Source organism: Embleya sp. NPDC001921, assembly GCF_053594475.1.
In genome coordinates, this window is record NZ_JBSFEO010000011.1 from 186362 (window position 1) to 203009 (window position 16648).

A 16648-nucleotide genomic window follows, 5' to 3' on the forward strand; every position below is an offset into this window, starting at 1 on the left:
CCTGTCCGGGGCAACCGCGGGGGGTACTGGACCGCGGGGGGACTAGTGACCGGGAACCAAATCGCCCAGGCGGTGGGCCACGCTCGTGGACGTCGCGCCGGACCTGGCGGTTCGGCGGGCGAGGTCGACGTCGTGCCGGAGGGCGTGCGCGCGGTGCCGGCCGCGCCACGCGAGGGAGGGCTTGCCGCCGGTGTCGGCGGAGGCGATCAGCAGGCCGCCGAGCATCGACACGTTCTTGAGGAAGTGAACGCGCTGACCCGCCCGTTCCTGCTTGTCCTCGGCATCCCAGAAGCGATGTCCGGCGAGCGTGGTGGGCACCAGGGTGACCGCGAGCGCGAGCGCGGACAGGCGCGGCGCCCGGCCGAGGGCGAGCAGCGCGCCGGCGACCAATTGCACACCGCCGTTCAGGCGTACCGCCGTACGGATGTCGGCCGGCACGATCGGCACCAGCCCGGCGATCCGCCGCACCACCGGTTCGGCGACGGGCACCACGCGGTCCGGACGCACCACGGCGTCGTACCCCTGCAGCACGTAGATCGAGGCCAGCATGGGACGCGCGAAGGTTCTCAACACAGCCATGCCGGGACGAGTGCCCCCGGAACGGACGCCTCGAACCCACCCCCGCCGAGAGCGACTCCCGGCCGGCGAAACACCCCGGCCGGCGATCCGACGATCCGCCGGTATGCCCGGACGCGGACCGTACACTGCGGGAATGGCCGAACGGAACGCGGCGAGTGCCCTGGTGTTGCTGGTCCCCGACGTCGAGCGGGTCGTCGAGCCCTGGCGCGAGCGCTACGACCCGCGCAGCGCCGAGGGCATCCCGGCGCACGTCACGGTGCTCTATCCCTGGCTGGCGCCCGCGGACATCGGGCCCGCCGACCTGGCCGCGCTCGCCGACATCGCCGCCGCGCGCTCCGCGCTGGACCTGGTCTTCGATCGGGTCGGCCAGTTCCACCGGGGGTTGTGGCTCGCGCCCGATCCGGCCGAGCCGGTGTTGCGCCTGATCGCGGCGGTGTCCGACCGCTGGCCGGACTACCTCCCGTATGGCGGCGCGTACCTGGACGACCCCGACGACGTCGGTCCGCACCTGACCGTCGCGCTGGGCCAGGGCCCCGACGAACTGCGGGCGCTGGCGGCGGAGGTGACCGGCCGACTGCCGTTGACCGCCCGGGTCGACCGGCTCGACCTGGTGGTCTGCGACGACGACGGCAACTGGGCCCTCCGCGAGGCGTTCCCGTTCGCGCCACGCACCACCGAGCCCGGTACGAACACCGGCGTCGCCACCGCGTCCTAGGGCGTACCGACCGATCGCCGGACCGACCGATCGCGCCCGATCGCCGGACCGGCCGGCCGACGAGAGCGGCCGACCGCCGACCCGGCCGGCCGCGCGGGCCTTGCGTTGGCGCTTGGGCAGGGCCGCCTGGAGGTGGGATCGGCGGCCCCGGCCGACCTTGTCGTCAGCTCTCCTTGGTCCAGGAGCCGAGCACCATGAGCGTCTTGGTGCCGGTGACGTTGCCGTTGCGGCGCAGGTGGTCGATGACCTGTTGGAGGTGGGTGATGTCGCGGACGCGGACGTGGATGAGGGCGTCCGGGTCGCCGGCGATCGTGTACACGGCCTGCACCTCGGGCGTGTCCGTCGCGGTGCGGACGATCTCGCTGACCGGCATGCTACCGGGGTAGCGCAGCTCGGTGAACGCCTCGACGCCCCAGCCGAGCTTGGCGTGGTCGATCTGGACCGTGAAGCCCGTGATCACACCCTCCTCGCGCAACCGGTCCACGCGGCGCTTGACCGCCGCGACGGACAGCCCGATCCGGCCCGCCATCTCGGAGAAGGTCCGCCGTCCGTCCTCGCGCAGCATGCGCAGGATGTTGTGGTCGATGCTGTCGATCTCGGCCATGCTCGGCGCTCCACTCCTCGGCGCTGCCCACGCAAATCTCCAGGCGAGAAACCTGGTCGGCAGGCAAGAATCTTGCGGCTTCGAGGCGATTCCCCGCAAGTGGCTTGCGCCGTTCACCCGGTTGCCCGCACCGGGGCCGCGACCGTGATCGGCACCGGGGCCGGGTGTCCGGCCCGATACGCTTCCGGCCGGGACTCCGGCACGAGGACGCGTCGACCGGACCGGGAGGGACTGCGGCATGGGCGGCACACAAACGCATCGCGGAGGTACGGACGATGCCCCCGACGCATCCGACGACGCGCCGGGCCACCGACACCACGGGGCCGGCCACGCGCACGGGCACAGTCACGCGCACGGACCACCCTCGCCCGCCTCGGCCCGGCTGCGCCGCCTGGTGGCCGCCGTCCTGATCCCGTTCGCGGCGGCCGTGGTGGTGGGCCTGGTGGTGCTGTGGCCGGGGAGCACGCCGGCGCATCCGCGTACCGGGGTGGGCTTCGACCAGGAGACCCGCGACGGGCGGGTCACCAAGGTCGAGGAACTGCCCTGCGCCCGAGCCGACGCCGAGGCCTTCGCCGGCGCGGCGGACCCGTCCGCCCCCGAGGCCGCGTCCGGCCCGTCCGGATCGGCCGACGGGCCCGCCGCGCCGCCCGGTGACCCCGCCGCCGAACCGGGCGGTGTGCCCTGGCCCCCGCCTTCCCTCGGCGCCTCCACCGCGCCCGGCTCGGCCGCCCCGCGCGCCGATTGCCACCGGGCCACGATCGAGGTCACCTCGGGCGCCGACAAGGGTCGCTCGGTCACCGAACTGGTCCGGCCGACCGAGTTGCGCCGGTTCTCGGTCGGGCAGGGGGTGGTGCTCGCGTACGCCCCCAACGCGCCCGAGGACCTGAGGTACTCGGTGATCGACGTCCGGCGCGGGCCGCCGATGTTGTTGCTCGCCGGCCTGTTCGCGGTCGCGGTGATCCTGGTCGGGCGACTGCGCGGGCTGACCGCGCTGATCGCTTTGGCGATCAGCTTCGCGGTCCTGTCGTTCTTCATCCTGCCCGCGATCCTGCACGGGTCCGATCCGCTCCTGGTCGCGGTCGTCGGCGGCAGCGCGATCATGTTCGTGGCCCTGTACCTGTGCCACGGCATATCCGCGCGGACCTCGGTCGCGGTGGTCGGCACGCTGGTATCGCTGTCCCTGATCGGGGTACTGGGCTCGCTGTTCATCGGCTGGGCGCATCTGACCGGCAACACCTCCGACGAGACCGGCCTGGTGCACGCGCTGTATCCCGACATCGAGTTGCACGGTCTGTTGTTGGCCGGGTTCATCATCGGATCATTGGGCGTGCTGGACGATGTGACGGTCACTCAGACGTCGGCGGTATGGGAACTCAAGCAGGCCGACCCGACCATGACGGCCCGTCGGCTGTATCGCGCGGGCATCCGGATCGGCCGCGATCACATCGCGTCCACCGTCAACACCCTGGTACTGGCCTACGCGGGCGCGGCGTTGCCGTTGATGCTGCTGTTCTCGATCGCCCGTCGGGACGTCCTGGACGTGGCCACCAGCGAGATCGTCGCGGAGGAGATCGCCCGCACCCTGGTCGGCAGCATCGGCCTGGTCGCCTCGGTCCCGGTGACCACCGCCCTGGCGGCGATCCTGGCGGCGGCCGACCACGGCGGACCCGGGAAGAGCGGAGCCGGGAAGAGCGGAGCCGCCCCGGCGCCGGTGCCCGCGGCCCGGGGTCGTCACCGGGGCCGCTGAGGCGAGGGCCCCGATCGGTGACACCGGCCGACCCTCGTCCCGAACGCCGAGGGCACCGGCCGGTACCCGGCGCGAAGACCCACGGAAGCAGCGCGGGCACAACACCGGAGCGGTCGGGACTCGCGCCGATTCTCATATTCGGGATATCGTCTCGAATATGAGAATGAGCGATGGCGGGGAGGCCACGTCGTCGGCACGCACACCCGAGCAGGTCGAGGCCCGGTTGGCCGAGCGATTGGCGGAGTTGCGCGGCGAGCGGGGGTGGTCGTTGGACGAGCTGGCACGGCGTACGGACGTGAGCCGGTCCACGCTGTCCCGATTGGAGCGGGCCGAGATCAGCCCCACCGCGGCGCTGCTCGGCAGGTTGTGCGCGGCGTACGAACGGACCATGTCGCAGTTGTTGGCCGAGGTGGAGTCGGAACCGCCGCAACTGGTCCGGGCCGGGCGCCAGGAGGTGTGGGAGGACCGGGCCTCGGGGTTCACCCGGCGGTCGGTGTCGCCGCCGCACCCGGGACTGCGCGGCGAGGTCGTCGAGGGCGTCCTGCGACCGGGCGCGGACATCGCCTACGACGGGCCGCCCGTACCGGGACTGGAGCAGCACATCTGGGTCCTCGACGGCGTCCTGGAGGTGACCTCGGGCGGTCGTACGCACGAGGTGCGCGCCGGGGACTGCCTGCGCTTTCGATTGTGGGGCCGCTCGCGCTTCCGCTGCCCGGGGCCCGATCCGGTGCGCTACGCCCTCTTGATCGTCCTGCCGTGAGGCGTGCTGCCGTGAAGCGCGCCGCCAAAGCTCGCCTCGCCGACCCGTCCCGCCGCAATTCGTCTCGCCGGAACTCGTCGCGCCGCACATCGTCTTGCCGCACATCGTCTTGCCGCACATCGTCTCGCCGCAAAGCGTCCTGCCGTAACGGAGACCCACGGTGCACACCATCACCCGTCTGACCGCCGACGACTTCGGAAACAGCGTGGCGGAGCTGGCCGACCTCCTCGCGGACGTCGTGGCCGACGGCTCCTCCCTCGGCTTCGTCGCCCCCTTCGACAACCGCGCGGCGGCGACGTGGTGGCTGGACCGGGCGCCCGCCGTCGCCGACGGCAGCCTGCACGTCTGGATGGCGCACGGCGCGTCCGGCATCGCCGGTACGATCGGCCTGGCCCTGGAACGCAAGCCCAACGGCCGGCACCGTGCCGAAGTGGTCAAGCTCATGGTGCACCGCGACGCGCGCGGCCACGGCCTCGGTCGGGCGCTGCTCGCCACCGCCGAACAGGCCGCCGCGCAAGCCGGGGCCACCCTCCTGCTCCTGGACACCGAGGCCGAGAGCACCGCCGACCACCTCTATCGCCGGGCCGGCTGGACCCGCTACGGCGTGGTCCCCGAATACGCGGCCACCCCGGACGGCACGCTCCGGGACTGCACCTTCTACTACAAACAGCTCCCCCGACCCACCGTTCCCTCCGTCCCCGCCGGCGACCCGCTCCGGCCCGGCGACCCGAGCGCCTGACGTCCATCGCGCGGACGACGAGCGCGGGATGGGGCAGGCACCAGTGTCCGCGCTGGGGTTGGCCGGATTCTGCGTGCGCGTCGCCTTCCCTACCTTCGAGGGGACTCAGTCGCGCATGCCGATCAAGGGGACGATCGTTGTGGATCGCAAGACGAACCGTAGGTGGGCCAAGACCGCCGCTTGTGCCGGGCTCGCACTCGGTGCGGTGGGACTGTCCGCCGCGCCCGCCCTCGCCGACGGGCGGGCGGCACCTCGGGCGGCGCCCGCCTCGGCCGCCGCACCGCTGCCCACCTTCGACTTCGCCGACTGTCCCGCCCTGCCCGCCGGTGCGGACCCGGACAAGTGGCGCTGCGAAGTACACGTCGCCACCGGCGACATGCGGCTCGGCGGACTCACCGTGCCGCTGCGCCCGATGACCATCACGCACGCCGAGGGTCCGCTGCCGGACGGCTCGACCGGACAGGTCTTCGGCGCGATGCACGCGACGCCCAGTCCGGCGACCGGCGGCCTGCTCGACATCCCCGGATTGCCCGAGCGCGCGCCGATGCTCGGGGTGAACGTCGAGACGAAGTACGGCGGTTGGTTCGACTTCCTCTCGCACGGCACCTCGGCCGGCGGTCTGGACGTGACCCTCGCCCTGAGCGGTCCGCTGCTGCCCAAGGACTGCTCGATCGGCACCGCCGAGCACCCGATCCGGCTGACCATGATGCGGAAGGGCCCCAACGAATGGGTCTCCAAGGACCCGCCCATTCTCAAGGGCACCCTGTGGGACAACACCGTGGCCATTCCCGCCGCGACAGACTGCGGACCGCTCGGCGCCGTGCTGAACCACCGCAACAACCTGCCCTCGCCCGGCGGCGCGAACTCGGTCACGCTGGACGGCCTGTACACGTTCAAGACCTACACCCAACTGGGTCGCTGACAGCCGCCATCCCCGACGGATCGTCGTGAACGGGCATAGCCCGATGCCCGATGCCGCGACCGGGACGCAGGAACGTTCCCGGCCGCGGCACCGGCGATCCCGCGACGGACCAAGGGGAGCACATGGATCCGGCGGCGCGGTAACGAGGTCTGTACCACGCGGCCCTGTTCACCGCGGAGTGCGCCGAGGCCGCGTACCGACTCGGCGCGCCCCGCCCCGCACGCGACCTCGAACTGCGCCCGGCCGCACGGTTGTTGATCCCGACCGGGTCACCGGTGCGAGAGCCGCGACCGGTGCGTCTTCGCCGCCCCCGACGTCTTCTCCTTCGGGGCTTCCGCGGTCGGCGGGCGTGCGGGTCGCGAAGCGGGATCAGCGGAATTGTTCGATGTTCTCGCCGAGGAAGGCCTCCAGCGTTCGGGGCGGCCGGCCGAGCAGGCTCGCGACCGTGTCGGTGGGTTCCTCCGGCCGGGTCACGGCCAGTTGCTGGATCTCCACCACGTGATCGGCGAGCCAGGCCGGCAGGCCGGCGCGTTCGATCAGGTGGTCGCGCATGACCCGGGGCGGCAGGTCGAGGTAGCGGATCGGCCGACCCAGCAGAACGCCGAGCAGTTCGACGAGTTGCGGGTTGCTGAAGGTTCGACTCCCGGTGAGGGTGTAGGTCCGCCCGGCGAGTTCGGGGCGGGTCAGTACCTCGGCGGCCACGTCCGCGATGTCGCGACAGTCGACGTAGTTGCAGGCCGCGTCCGCCATCGCCCCATGGACGACGTCCTGAGCGGCGACCGCCGGTGCGAGGGTGAGCAGTTTCTGCATGAACGCGTACGGGCGCAGCACGGTGTGGGACAGGCCGGTGTCACGCAGGGTCTCCTCGATGGCGTGGTGCCATCGGGAGACGGCGACCGGGGAGTCCGCGGTCGCGGCCGGAGCGGAGAGTTTGACGACGTGCTCGACGCCGACGGTCGCGGCGACCCGGATCACGCCGGTCTCCAGCGCGGTCTGCGCCGGGCTGTTCGCCATGGCCAGGAAGAGTCGGTTCGCACCGTGGAAGGCGGTACGCAACGATCGCGGGTCGCCCGCGTCGGCCGCTCGGATCTCCACCAGTCGGCGGGCCGTGTCGTCGAGACCGGCCCGCAGCCGCTCGGGGTCGCGGCTGAGCGCCCGGCTCGGTATGCCGAGGGTGACGAGGCGCTGCAGAAGGGCACTTCCGGTGGCGCCGGTGGCGCCCATGACGACGATCATGTGTGTCCTGTCCTACCGGTCGATGGTCGGGGGGTCGAGGGTCGAGGGTCAGGGGGTCGAAGGTCGGGGGTCGATGGTCGGGGGGTCGAAGGTCGGGGCTCGTACGCGGGATCCGGCGAGGGATCGAGGAGGCTCCCTATCCGGCCGGTCGCCGCTCGCGCGTCGCCCCGCGCCAGCGCCACGTGATGATGGCGGTGGCCAGAGCTGCGGAGATGGGCAGGTCCAGGCGGAGGCGTTCGGGCCACGAGCCGTGGTGCGGGATGATCCGCTCGGGCACGTGGCCGGCCACGAACCAGCCGACCAGGCCCGCGAATGTGGCGACGGCGACGGTCAGGACGAGGGTCGGGATCAGGCGCGGCGTGGTGGTCAGCCACGTGCGTCGAGCGCCGCGGCGCCGCAGCCGGCCGCCGACCAGTGCGGCCACGATCGCCGAGGTGCCCGCGATCGAGGTGCAGGCCGCGATGGTCAGGTCGCGCTGCCCGGTGGCCACGCCGCCGGCGCCGGCGGTCAGTGCGGGAGCGAGGTAGGCGACGAGCACCTCGCGCCACAGCGTGAACGGCGGCGGGCCGAAACCCCGGGCGGACGAACGGCCTTGTCCCATACGGTTTTCGGTCTCCATCTCGGTCATTTGATTAGCTCCCTAACTATATGGTCGAGGAAAAGCCGCCCCGGCGGCACGGCGCGCGGACGCGACCACACCGGGACGGCGACGAGCTCGGGGTTCGTGGTCCCGCTACTCCCGCGTCAGCGCCGGGATCCCACGAACGAGGCGACCGAGCAGGTCCAGGAAGACGGTGCGCTCCTCGGGATCGAGCGCGCCGACCATCTCCTGGAGTCGACCGAAGTGCTCCGGGGCCAGGTCACGCATCTTCCGCGCCCCTCGGGCGGTCAACACGGCCACGGCGGAGCGGCCGTCCTCGGCGGAGGGCCGGCGAAGCACGAACCCCTCCCGCTCCAGACCGCCGAGCAGTCCCGTCACAGTGGCCCGGGACACCCCGAGCACGTCCGCCAGGCCCGAAGGAGACATCTCCCCGTCGGCGTCCTCCAGGGCCGCCAGCAGTCGATATCGCCCCGCGGACAGGCCGAACCTGGAGAAGTGCACCTCGACCGCCTGGCCGAGCCGCGCCCCCGCCGCCATCAGACGCACGGCGACCAGCACGGCCTGCGGGTCGGCATCGAGCCCGTAGCGCCGGATCTGGTACGCCGCCTGGTCGAGCGTGGGGGTTTCCTCAGGCATCGGTTCACGTTCCACGACAACTAATATGGCCCCTAACTACTTCTCCGGTCAAGCCACGCGGGCGCGGGTGCGCCGGGTGGTCCTCGGGACGGTCACCCTGGTGGTCCCCGGGCCGCCCCCGGGCCGCCCCCGGGTTGTCCCCGGGCCGTCCCCGCGTTGTCCCCCTGCGGCCCCCGGGGTCCTCGACACGCTCCAAGTCGCCTCCATGTGCCTTCCAGGAGCCCCCGGCGAGAGTTCTTCCAGGCAGACGAAGACCGCCGCCCGGAGTGCGGGTTCGCTCACGAACCACTCGACCGGGACCATCGCCTCATTCGGGAGATCTCATGAACATCAGGAACCTCACCACCACCCTGGCCGCTCTCGGCGGCCTGTTCATCGTCTACATCGGGATGGCCTACCTGATCGCCCCGCAGTCCTCCGCGTCCGGGTTCGGTCTGCCGAGTTGGCCCGAGCACGAGGGCACCGCGTTCCTGGCCATCAAGGGTGTGCGCGACCTGGGCACCGGGCTGGTCGTCTTCGCGCTGCTGCTGACCGGCCACCGGCGGGCGCTGGGCTGGGCGCTGGCGGCCATCACCTTCGTGCCCGCCGGCGACATGGTGATCGTGCTGGGCAACGACGGCTCGGCGGCGAAGGCCCTCGGCATCCACGGCCTCACCGCCGCCCTGGTCGCGCTGACCGCCGGCCTGCTGCTGCGCGAGCGCCCCGCCCCGGCGACCTCCCCCGCACCCGCCTCCCCCGCCGCGACCCGGATCCCGGCCCCGGCCGCGGGCTGACCGACCGGTCCGAGCCCCCGAGCCCCGAGCCCGATCCCTCCGGCCGCCTCGCCCCCCGACCTCTCGGTCGGCGCGGGCAAGGCGGCCGAGGCCCGTCCGCGACCGGGTCGCTCCGACTTCGCCGCCACGCGCGCCGATCGTCACCAACCCGAGCCGGCCCGCGTGCGTCGGCGCCCGGCATCCGCGAATCGGCTTGCAACGGCGCACCATCCGCAGCCGTGGGCCGGCCGGTGCGCGCCGATTCGCGTCCGCGAGCGGGTACCGTCGAGACCCGCAACCAACCGGGAGCCGGGTGTGCGCGGACACGGAGGACGGAGGGACGCGGTGGACGAGTCGCCCCGAGTGCAGGGGGAGTTGCAGGCGGAGATCATGTCCGTGTTGTGGCGGATCGAGGCCGGTACCGTCGAGCGCATCCGCTCCGAGTTGGCCGAGCCCTCGCGTGGCGCCTATACGACCGTGCAGACCGTGTGCAATCGGCTGACCGAGCGCGGTCTGCTGGCCAGAGCCCGGGAGGGACAGGCGTTCGTATACCGGCCGACCGTGACCGAGGCCGACTACGTTGCCTCCTCGGTGAGTTCGGCGCTCGCCGCGGCGTCCGCGCCGGCCCGACGGGTGGCCCTCGCGCAACTCGTCGGCGGGCTGAAGGTGTCGGAGTTGGAGGACCTGCGCGAACTCGCCCGCCGGATCGAGCACGAGCGCGGCGGGCGATGAGCACGTTCGCCGTCCGGGCCGCGCTGTCGGGCGCGGCGATCGCGACGGGCCCGACGCCGAGCGCGACCCTGGTCGGCACCGGGGATTTCGGCGCGGCCCCGGTCCGGTGTCACAGGCACGCCCATCCGGCCTCGTTCGCACACCGATAGCCGAACGCGCCGCGCGCCGTCACCCGGGCAGGCGCGAACCCGCGTTGCCACCGACCGCATTCTCGATCAGGCCGACCGCCCGGCATCGGCACGCGCGATCGTGGCCCACACCAGCAGTTCGCCCGCCAGCGGCCGACTCCCCCACTCCACGGCCAGCGCCTCGACCAAGCGCAGACCTCGGCCGCACTCGCTGCCCCACACCGACTCGCTCGGCTCCGACGCCTCATCCGGTTCGGGCGACCCGATCGGCGCGGCCGAGCCGTTGGACCGCGCCAGGCGCCTGGGGCGGGCATGCCGGTTGCGCACCGCCAGGTGTATGTGCGCCTCGTCCATCCGCACGTCCAGGTCCATGGTCGGCCCGCTGCCGTAGCGGACCGCGTTGCTCAGCAACTCGCACGCGACCAGTTGTGCGCTGTGCACGTCGTCCTCGTGCACATGCCACCGGCGCAAGGCCGCGACCAGCACGCGCCGGGCCCGGGGCACCTCGGCGGGAACCGCGTCGAACACCGCTCCACCCTGGATCGGCGCCGGACGCACCCGGTCCGCCGGGTTCGCCGGCCCGCCGCCCGCAAACCGCGCCATCGCACACGTCTCCTCACCCGGCAAAAACTCCTACGCACTGTAGGAGAGATCGGGCCGGGACTCCAGCCGTCGACGGGGACCCGCGATCGAGCACTACTCACTCATAGTGATCATCCTGTTACCCTTTGAGTATCCTGATGTCCCACCGCATGCCATCCACCCCAGAGGAGCCATTCGACATGCACGCCACCAAGGGCGATCGCCTTCTCATCCACGGCCGAGTCGTCGGCCAGGAGGACCACTTCGTGGAGATCATCGAGGTCCTGGGCCCCGACGGCACACCGCCGTTTCGGGTGCGGGCCGCCAACGGGCACGAGACGATCATGTCGCCGGGCCCGGACTCGGTGGTCGAGCACCGCAAGTCCGGCGACTCCGACTAGCGAGTCGGCCGCCCGGCGACCGTCGGGCCGCCCGGCCCACGCGGCCCGCTCGTGCGCACGCCTCCCGAGGAGGATCCCCCAGTGACCAGCCCCGCGCCGCCGCCGGCGTTCGAGCTCGGTACGGACGGGCCTCGTGCCGTACTGGTCGGCGTGGACGGCTCCCGAACCTCCCTCCGCGCCGCCGACTACGCACTGGGCCAGGCCCGACGCGGCGGCGCGGAACTGGTCGGCGTCTACGTGCGCGCGCCGCTCGGGCTCGCCGCCACCACGCCCGAGGGCGCCGAGGTAATGGAGCAGGCGCACGAGGACACGATGCGCGACATCGCGGACTACATCGCCCGACGGGCCGCCGAACTGCGGGTACGGCACCGCTTCGTCGAGGCGCGCGGCGACATCGCGCACGAGATCGCCAAGGTCGCCGACGAGGTGCGCGCCGACGCGGTCGTGGTCGGCGCCTCCGAACGCTTCGGCCACCGCCTGATCGGCTCCCTGGCCATCCGCCTGGTCCGCTCGGCCCGCTGGCCGGTCACCGTCATCCCCTGAACCGCCGCACCCGGGGCCCGAGATCCCTACGGGGCGGCCGGCGCGCTCGCGTGGCCCACAGCGGACAAATCCCTGGACAGGCCACGACCACCCTGCAAATATATGTCACATGGAGCATATCTATTCGGCGCCGCCGCTCGAACACATGCTGGTGGTCCCGCAATGGCAGGGTTCGAGCGCCGTCGACGCGCGCCGCCTGGTCGCGGGAGCCCACCGGTTGAGCGCGCTGCTGCCCGCCGTACGACGCACCTTCGTGAGCGTCGACGCGGACCCGGCGCCCGATCGGGACGGCGTACGGCAACTCGACGTCCTGACCCGCGCGTCGGCCGCGGCCGGGCGGGCGCTGGAGGGGTGGGGCGAGGCGGCCCTGTTCACCGTGGGCGGCGACTGCGGTGTCGAACTCGCCCCGATCGCCCACGCCGTGGGCCGGCACGGCGATCGCCTGGCCGTGGTGTGGTTCGACGCCCATCCGGACCTGAACACCCCCGACACCTCGCCCTCCGGCGGTTTCCACGGCATGGTGCTGCGCACCTTGCTCGGCCAGGGGCCCGCCGCACTGCTTCCGCCGCCCGGACAACGGCTGTCCGCCGAGCGGCTCGTGCTCGCCGGTGTGCGGTCCATCGATCCCGCCGAGCAGCGGTTCATCGACTCCGCGCACATTCGCCGGGTGTCCGTCGACCGCCTCGACGAGCCGAGCGAGCTGGTCGCCGCCGTGGCCGAGACCGGGGCCACGCACGTCTACATCCACGTCGATCTCGACGTCCTGGATCCCGAGCAGTTCACCGCGCTGTCCTTCCCGGAGCCCGAGGGCCTGCCGCCCGCGCGGCTGCGCGCGGCGCTGTGCGCGCTGACCGGCGCGTTCTCGCTCGCCGGGCTCGGCATCACCGAGCACGCGCCGGCGCCGGGAACCGAGGCGGCCGGCGATCCGGCCGGCAACGACCGCGTGCTCCGGGAGATCTTCGCCGGCGTGTCCGCGGGGTGACGAGCGTCGGCTCGCTCACCCCTTCGGCGCAGCACGGCCAATCCGCCGTCCCCGAACCCGCGCGTTCGCGAGCCTCGCACCGGCCTGCGGAGTCAGACTTGACATGTCCGAACCACACGTGTGAATCGGGCCGAACCGGGTCCGATGGTCCGATGAAGGAGCGACATGCTCAGCACCGACTACGTGACCGGCGCGCCGAACTGGCTCGACCTCGGCAGCCCCGACACCGAGGCGGCGGCCGCCTTCCACACCGCCGTCTTCGGCTGGGACTTCCAGTCCGCCGGACCCGACGCCGGCGGCTACGGCCTGTTCACGCAGGACGGCAAGACGATCTGCGGGATCGGCCCGCTCACCGAGGAGGGCGCCTCGTCCGCCTGGACCGTCTACTTCAAGACGCCCGACGCCGACGCCACCGCCCGCGCCGCGCGGCAGGCCGGCGGCACGGTCCGGGTGGAACCGTTCGACGTCATGGAGATGGGCCGGATGTCGCCGCTCACCGACCCGGCCGGCGCCGAGTTCGCCATCTGGCAACCCGGCACGTTCCAGGGCTCGGAGCTGGTGGGCAAGCCGAATTCGCTGTCGTGGGTCGAACTGCACGGCGTCGAGCTCGGCGTGGCGACCTCCTTCTACGGCGGGCTGTTCGGCTGGCGTGCGCAGGCCTTCGAGATGCCCGCGATGACCTACACCGTGCTGTCCACGGCCGAGGGCGAGCAGCAGGACGCCTCCTTCGGCGGTGTCGTACCGGACCCCAACGGCCAGGACCCGCACTGGATCGCCTACTTCGAGGTCGCCGACGCCGACGACATCGTCGCCAAGGCGCGGCAGCACGGCGGAACGGTGCTCATGCCCGCCGCCGACGTCCCGCAGGTGGGCCGCCTGGCGTGGCTGGCCGACCCCTTCGGCGCGCCCTTCGCCATCATCCGGAGCGAACCGCAGGCCGGGTAGTCGTTCGCGATCACGCCGCGGTGACCGCCGAGGTGCCGCCGCGCGGGCGTCCCGACGCCGCTCCCGGGAGCCGGTGCACCGTTCCGGTCGCGGCGCCCGGCCCGGGGTTCGCGGGCCGCCGGCCCGGTCCGTTCGCCGCACGGTCTCCGCCGCGTCCGTTCGGGCGTCTTCACCTGTTCGGCGGGCGCTGCGCGGCGACACGATGCCGCCTGGCCGGCGATCATGGACGCGACGATGAACAGCCTGGCACCGCCGCGGGTGGCCGGGTCGGCGACCGGGTCGCTGCTCCGGCAGGTCGCGCTGCCCGTGGGCATTCTCGTCGTGGTCACGGTGGTGGACCTGGCCACCGGAACCTCGACGGTCTTCTATCCGTTCCTGCTCCTCGCGCCGACCCTCGCCGCCGCCACCGCGCCGCCGGCGGCGATCCTGGTCATCGGCGGCGTCTCGCTGCCGTTGCGCTACTGGTTGGCCGCCAACGACGGGTATCTCGGCCCGGAGTACAGCGACCTCTTCGAGGTCAGTACCTGGATGTACGTCATGGCGACCGCGCTGGCCATGTACCTGTCCGCCGCCCGGATCCGCCGCGAGCGGGCCCTGGTCGCCGTCTCCGAGGTGGCCGTCGCCGCGCAGCGCGCGATCCTGCTGCCGCCGACCGACAATCTGGGCGGTCTGCGCCTGGCGGTGCGCTATTTCGCGGTGGCCGAGGAGGCCGAACTCGGTGGCGATCTCTACATCGCGCTCGACACGCCGTTCGGGGTGCGGCTGATCATCGGCGATGTGCTCGGCAAGGGCCTGGGGGCGGTCCGGACGGCCGCGATCACGATCGGCGCGTTTCGCGAAGCCGCCTACGACGAACCCGAACTGAGCACGGTGGCCCGCCGCATCGACGTCAGCGTGACCCGGAACGCGCCCGCGGACAGGTTCGTCACCGCGCTCCTGGTCGAGGTCCGGCCCGACGGGGTGGCCTTCGCCCACCGCGGCCACGAGGAACCGGTGGCGATCCACGCGGACGGCAGTGTGCATGTGCTCGAACCCCCCGATCCCGGTCTGCCGCTGGGTTTGGGCGAACTGGAGCCGGAGCCGCCCCCCGTGTGGGTGGTGCCGTTTCACGAGGGCGATCTGCTGCTCTTGATGACCGACGGGTTCGCGGACGCGCGCGACGCGGCGGGCGGGCACTATCCGCTGATCGAGCGCATCCGGGCACTGTGCCGCGAGGGCCGTCTGGGCGACGCCGATCCGGTGGTGGCGGTGGAACGGCTGGGCGACGACCTGATGCGGCACGTCGGCCTCCTGCGGCTCACCGACGACGCGCTGGTCCTGGCGCTCGCCAGGGCGAGCGACCCGCCGGAGCCCCACCACGCGCCGTGAACTCGGCGCGCGGGTTCGCGCGCCGCGGTCGAGGTCACCCGATCCCGCGGTGGGCGAGCGCCGCGCCGGTCGACCCCGGGCGCCCGCCTCGCGCTCGACGGCCTACTCCTCGATCGCCCCGCCCGTGCGGCGCAGGTGTTGCCGGAACGTGTACGACGGGTCGACCGCGCGCCGGGCCAGATAGTCGTCGAAGGTCGTCTGTCGGCGCAGCGTCTCGCCGGCCCGGATCCGGCGGGCCTGTTCGCGCTCGGTGTCGCGGATCCCCCGGGCCGTCGCGAGCACTTCGTCGGCCCGATCGGCGGCGACGAACAGCACGCCGTCCCGGTCGCCGAACACCAGGTCGGCGCCGCTCACCAGGTGCGTCCCGAACCGCGCCGTGCTCAGCGCCTCGGGTTCACGCTCGTCCAACCGCACCGGTCCGGGCGGGAAGGCGCCGTAGCTGAACACCGGCAGGCCGATCTCCACCAGCTCCGGCGTATCGCGGTGCAGCCCCCACACCACCAGGGCCGCCACCCCCGCCGCCTCGGCCTCCAGGACCGCCAGGTCGCCGACACACGCCTCGTCCGACCGGCCGCCGTTGTCGATCACCAGCACGTCGCCCGGCTCGGCCCCGCCGAACGCCTCCAGGAACACGTCCACGCTGCCGTAGTGCCGAACCGGCAACACCCGCCCGGCGACGCGGTGTCCGGGCACGACCGCGCCGATGCCCGGTGGCGCCACGCGCAGCGGTACGCCGTGGCGCACGCACGCGTCGGCCACCAGCGGCGTGGACAGGTCGGCGAAGGTCTCGGGCATGGGCGTTCTCCGTGGCTCGGCGTCGTCCCGACCCGGGAGCGGCGCGCGCGGACGCGGCGGCACAGCGCTGCGATGCTATCCGCGCCCGCTCGCACGCGTCGACGTCGCGGGTCGGCCGGTGTCCTCGGGGTGCAGGAGGCCGATCAGGACCCGGGTGACCATCCGGTCGAAGAGCGGTTCCACCGGCTCCTCGTCCGCTCCGGGAGCCGCCCCGGTCAGCACGGCGGACAGGTGCGGGTGGCGGCCCGCCTCGACCACGTGGGCGAGGTATTCGCCCTGGGCCCGCTGCCACTGCGCCATCGTCTTCCCGGCCAGGCGTTGTTCGATCTCGGCACGGGTCAGCGCGGCGACGACGGCGTTGAGGATGCCGACGGCCTCCAGCTTGACCCGAGGGCCGACCGGGAGATCGGCGAGTGCGGCCATGGCGTGGTCCAGGTAGTCGACCGCGTGCGGTCCCATCGACGTCCGCTGCGCGCCGGCCTCCGACAACCACGGGTGCGCGAGGTGCACGCGCCGGCTCTCCCGGGCCAGCGCCAGCAGGTCGTCGAGCCAGTGCGCGCCGCCGAGTCCGGCGTAGGAGATCTCCCCGTTGACCCGGTCGGTCATCAATTCCAGGAGTTCGTCGCGCGTGGCCACGTAGCGGTAGAGGGACGCCGGGCCCGCGCCCAGGGCGACCGCGACCGCGCGCATCGTGACCGCGGCGAGCCCTTGCGCGTCGGCGATCGCGACGCCGGCCGAGGCGATCCGGTCCCGGTCGTACTCCGGCGCCGGACCGCGGGCGGCGCGTTCGGGCCGTAGCCAGATGCTGTGCGCGGGCTCGGTCACGGACTCTCCTTTTCTGCGAACGACGTATGCAGTAGCTTAGTGATCGGAAACTGCGA

20 protein-coding genes are annotated in these 16648 nt (G+C 72.8%); 12 read left to right on the forward strand and 8 right to left on the reverse strand.

The window, feature by feature from the left end; translation table 11 throughout:
• Nucleotides 1-42: 42 nt before the first annotated feature.
• Nucleotides 43-579 carry a DoxX family protein gene (locus tag ACWCPW_RS15965; RefSeq protein ID WP_449762138.1) on the reverse strand — a complete coding sequence of 179 codons (537 nt, stop codon included), beginning with the start codon at nt 577-579 and terminating at the stop codon, nt 43-45.
• Between the two features lie 133 nt (nt 580-712).
• On the opposite strand from ACWCPW_RS15965, the gene ACWCPW_RS15970 reads away from it, so the two are divergent.
• Nucleotides 713-1294: a 2'-5' RNA ligase family protein gene (locus ACWCPW_RS15970; protein WP_449762139.1), complete on the forward strand. Its 582-nt coding sequence runs from the start codon at nt 713-715 to the stop codon at nt 1292-1294.
• A gap of 163 nt (nt 1295-1457) precedes the next feature.
• Here ACWCPW_RS15970 and ACWCPW_RS15975 read toward each other — a convergent pair whose 3' ends face one another.
• On the reverse strand, nt 1458-1898 hold the full coding sequence (locus ACWCPW_RS15975) for an Lrp/AsnC family transcriptional regulator (RefSeq protein ID WP_449762140.1): 441 nt from the start codon (nt 1896-1898) through the stop codon (nt 1458-1460).
• A 238-nt stretch (nt 1899-2136) separates the two neighbouring features.
• On the opposite strand from ACWCPW_RS15975, the gene ACWCPW_RS15980 reads away from it, so the two are divergent.
• The 4 genes from ACWCPW_RS15980 to ACWCPW_RS15995 all read left to right on the forward strand — a co-directional run bounded on the left by ACWCPW_RS15980 (nt 2137) and on the right by ACWCPW_RS15995 (nt 6066).
• Nucleotides 2137-3645 carry a YibE/F family protein gene (locus tag ACWCPW_RS15980; protein WP_449762141.1) on the forward strand — a complete coding sequence of 503 codons (1509 nt, stop codon included), beginning with the start codon at nt 2137-2139 and terminating at the stop codon, nt 3643-3645.
• Nucleotides 3646-3802: 157 nt separating this feature from the next.
• Nucleotides 3803-4405 (forward strand): helix-turn-helix domain-containing protein, encoded by a 603-nt coding sequence (locus ACWCPW_RS15985; RefSeq protein ID WP_449762142.1) that lies wholly within the window; start codon nt 3803-3805, stop codon nt 4403-4405.
• Nucleotides 4406-4565: 160 nt separating this feature from the next.
• Entirely contained in the window at nt 4566-5144 is a 579-nt protein-coding gene (locus ACWCPW_RS15990) for an N-acetyltransferase family protein (protein WP_449762143.1), read from the forward strand.
• A 28-nt stretch (nt 5145-5172) separates the two neighbouring features.
• Nucleotides 5173-6066, forward strand: a complete 894-nt coding sequence (locus ACWCPW_RS15995) for a hypothetical protein (RefSeq protein ID WP_449762144.1) — start codon at nt 5173-5175, stop codon at nt 6064-6066.
• A gap of 369 nt (nt 6067-6435) precedes the next feature.
• Here ACWCPW_RS15995 and ACWCPW_RS16000 read toward each other — a convergent pair whose 3' ends face one another.
• The 3 genes from ACWCPW_RS16000 to ACWCPW_RS16010 form a co-directional block, all read right to left on the reverse strand.
• On the reverse strand, nt 6436-7302 hold the full coding sequence (locus ACWCPW_RS16000) for an NmrA family NAD(P)-binding protein (protein ID WP_449762145.1): 867 nt from the start codon (nt 7300-7302) through the stop codon (nt 6436-6438).
• A gap of 136 nt (nt 7303-7438) precedes the next feature.
• A complete protein-coding gene (locus tag ACWCPW_RS16005) occupies nt 7439-7930 on the reverse strand; it encodes a hypothetical protein (protein WP_449762146.1) in 492 nt (163 codons plus the stop codon).
• 105 nt (nt 7931-8035) lie between these two features.
• Nucleotides 8036-8539 carry a MarR family winged helix-turn-helix transcriptional regulator gene (locus tag ACWCPW_RS16010; protein ID WP_449762147.1) on the reverse strand — a complete coding sequence of 168 codons (504 nt, stop codon included), beginning with the start codon at nt 8537-8539 and terminating at the stop codon, nt 8036-8038.
• 323 nt (nt 8540-8862) lie between these two features.
• Between ACWCPW_RS16010 and ACWCPW_RS16015 the strand changes: the two genes are divergently transcribed.
• Complete coding sequence (locus tag ACWCPW_RS16015) at nt 8863-9312, forward strand: DUF4267 domain-containing protein (protein WP_449762148.1); 450 nt, start codon at nt 8863-8865, stop codon at nt 9310-9312.
• A gap of 324 nt (nt 9313-9636) precedes the next feature.
• On the forward strand, nt 9637-10023 hold the full coding sequence (locus ACWCPW_RS16020) for a BlaI/MecI/CopY family transcriptional regulator (RefSeq protein WP_449762149.1): 387 nt from the start codon (nt 9637-9639) through the stop codon (nt 10021-10023).
• A 215-nt stretch (nt 10024-10238) separates the two neighbouring features.
• On the opposite strand, the gene ACWCPW_RS16025 is transcribed toward ACWCPW_RS16020, so the two are convergent.
• Nucleotides 10239-10754, reverse strand: coding sequence for an ATP-binding protein (locus ACWCPW_RS16025; RefSeq protein WP_449762150.1), 516 nt, complete (start codon nt 10752-10754; stop codon nt 10239-10241).
• A 179-nt stretch (nt 10755-10933) separates the two neighbouring features.
• Between ACWCPW_RS16025 and ACWCPW_RS16030 the strand changes: the two genes are divergently transcribed.
• The 5 genes from ACWCPW_RS16030 to ACWCPW_RS16050 all read left to right on the forward strand — a co-directional run bounded on the left by ACWCPW_RS16030 (nt 10934) and on the right by ACWCPW_RS16050 (nt 14972).
• Nucleotides 10934-11134: a DUF1918 domain-containing protein gene (locus ACWCPW_RS16030; RefSeq protein ID WP_449762151.1), complete on the forward strand. Its 201-nt coding sequence runs from the start codon at nt 10934-10936 to the stop codon at nt 11132-11134.
• A gap of 81 nt (nt 11135-11215) precedes the next feature.
• Nucleotides 11216-11677, forward strand: coding sequence for a universal stress protein (locus tag ACWCPW_RS16035; protein ID WP_449762152.1), 462 nt, complete (start codon nt 11216-11218; stop codon nt 11675-11677).
• A 109-nt stretch (nt 11678-11786) separates the two neighbouring features.
• A complete protein-coding gene (locus ACWCPW_RS16040; protein WP_449762153.1) occupies nt 11787-12659 on the forward strand; it encodes an arginase family protein in 873 nt (290 codons plus the stop codon).
• Nucleotides 12660-12824: 165 nt separating this feature from the next.
• Nucleotides 12825-13604 carry a VOC family protein gene (locus tag ACWCPW_RS16045; RefSeq protein ID WP_449762154.1) on the forward strand — a complete coding sequence of 260 codons (780 nt, stop codon included), beginning with the start codon at nt 12825-12827 and terminating at the stop codon, nt 13602-13604.
• 234 nt (nt 13605-13838) lie between these two features.
• Nucleotides 13839-14972 (forward strand): PP2C family protein-serine/threonine phosphatase, encoded by a 1134-nt coding sequence (locus ACWCPW_RS16050; protein ID WP_449762155.1) that lies wholly within the window; start codon nt 13839-13841, stop codon nt 14970-14972.
• Nucleotides 14973-15074: 102 nt separating this feature from the next.
• Here the strand turns inward: ACWCPW_RS16050 and ACWCPW_RS16055 are convergent, their stop codons facing one another.
• Nucleotides 15075-15767: an RraA family protein gene (locus ACWCPW_RS16055; protein WP_449762156.1), complete on the reverse strand. Its 693-nt coding sequence runs from the start codon at nt 15765-15767 to the stop codon at nt 15075-15077.
• 75 nt (nt 15768-15842) lie between these two features.
• Nucleotides 15843-16592 carry a TetR/AcrR family transcriptional regulator gene (locus ACWCPW_RS16060; RefSeq protein WP_449762157.1) on the reverse strand — a complete coding sequence of 250 codons (750 nt, stop codon included), beginning with the start codon at nt 16590-16592 and terminating at the stop codon, nt 15843-15845.
• Nucleotides 16593-16648: the final 56 nt, after the last annotated feature.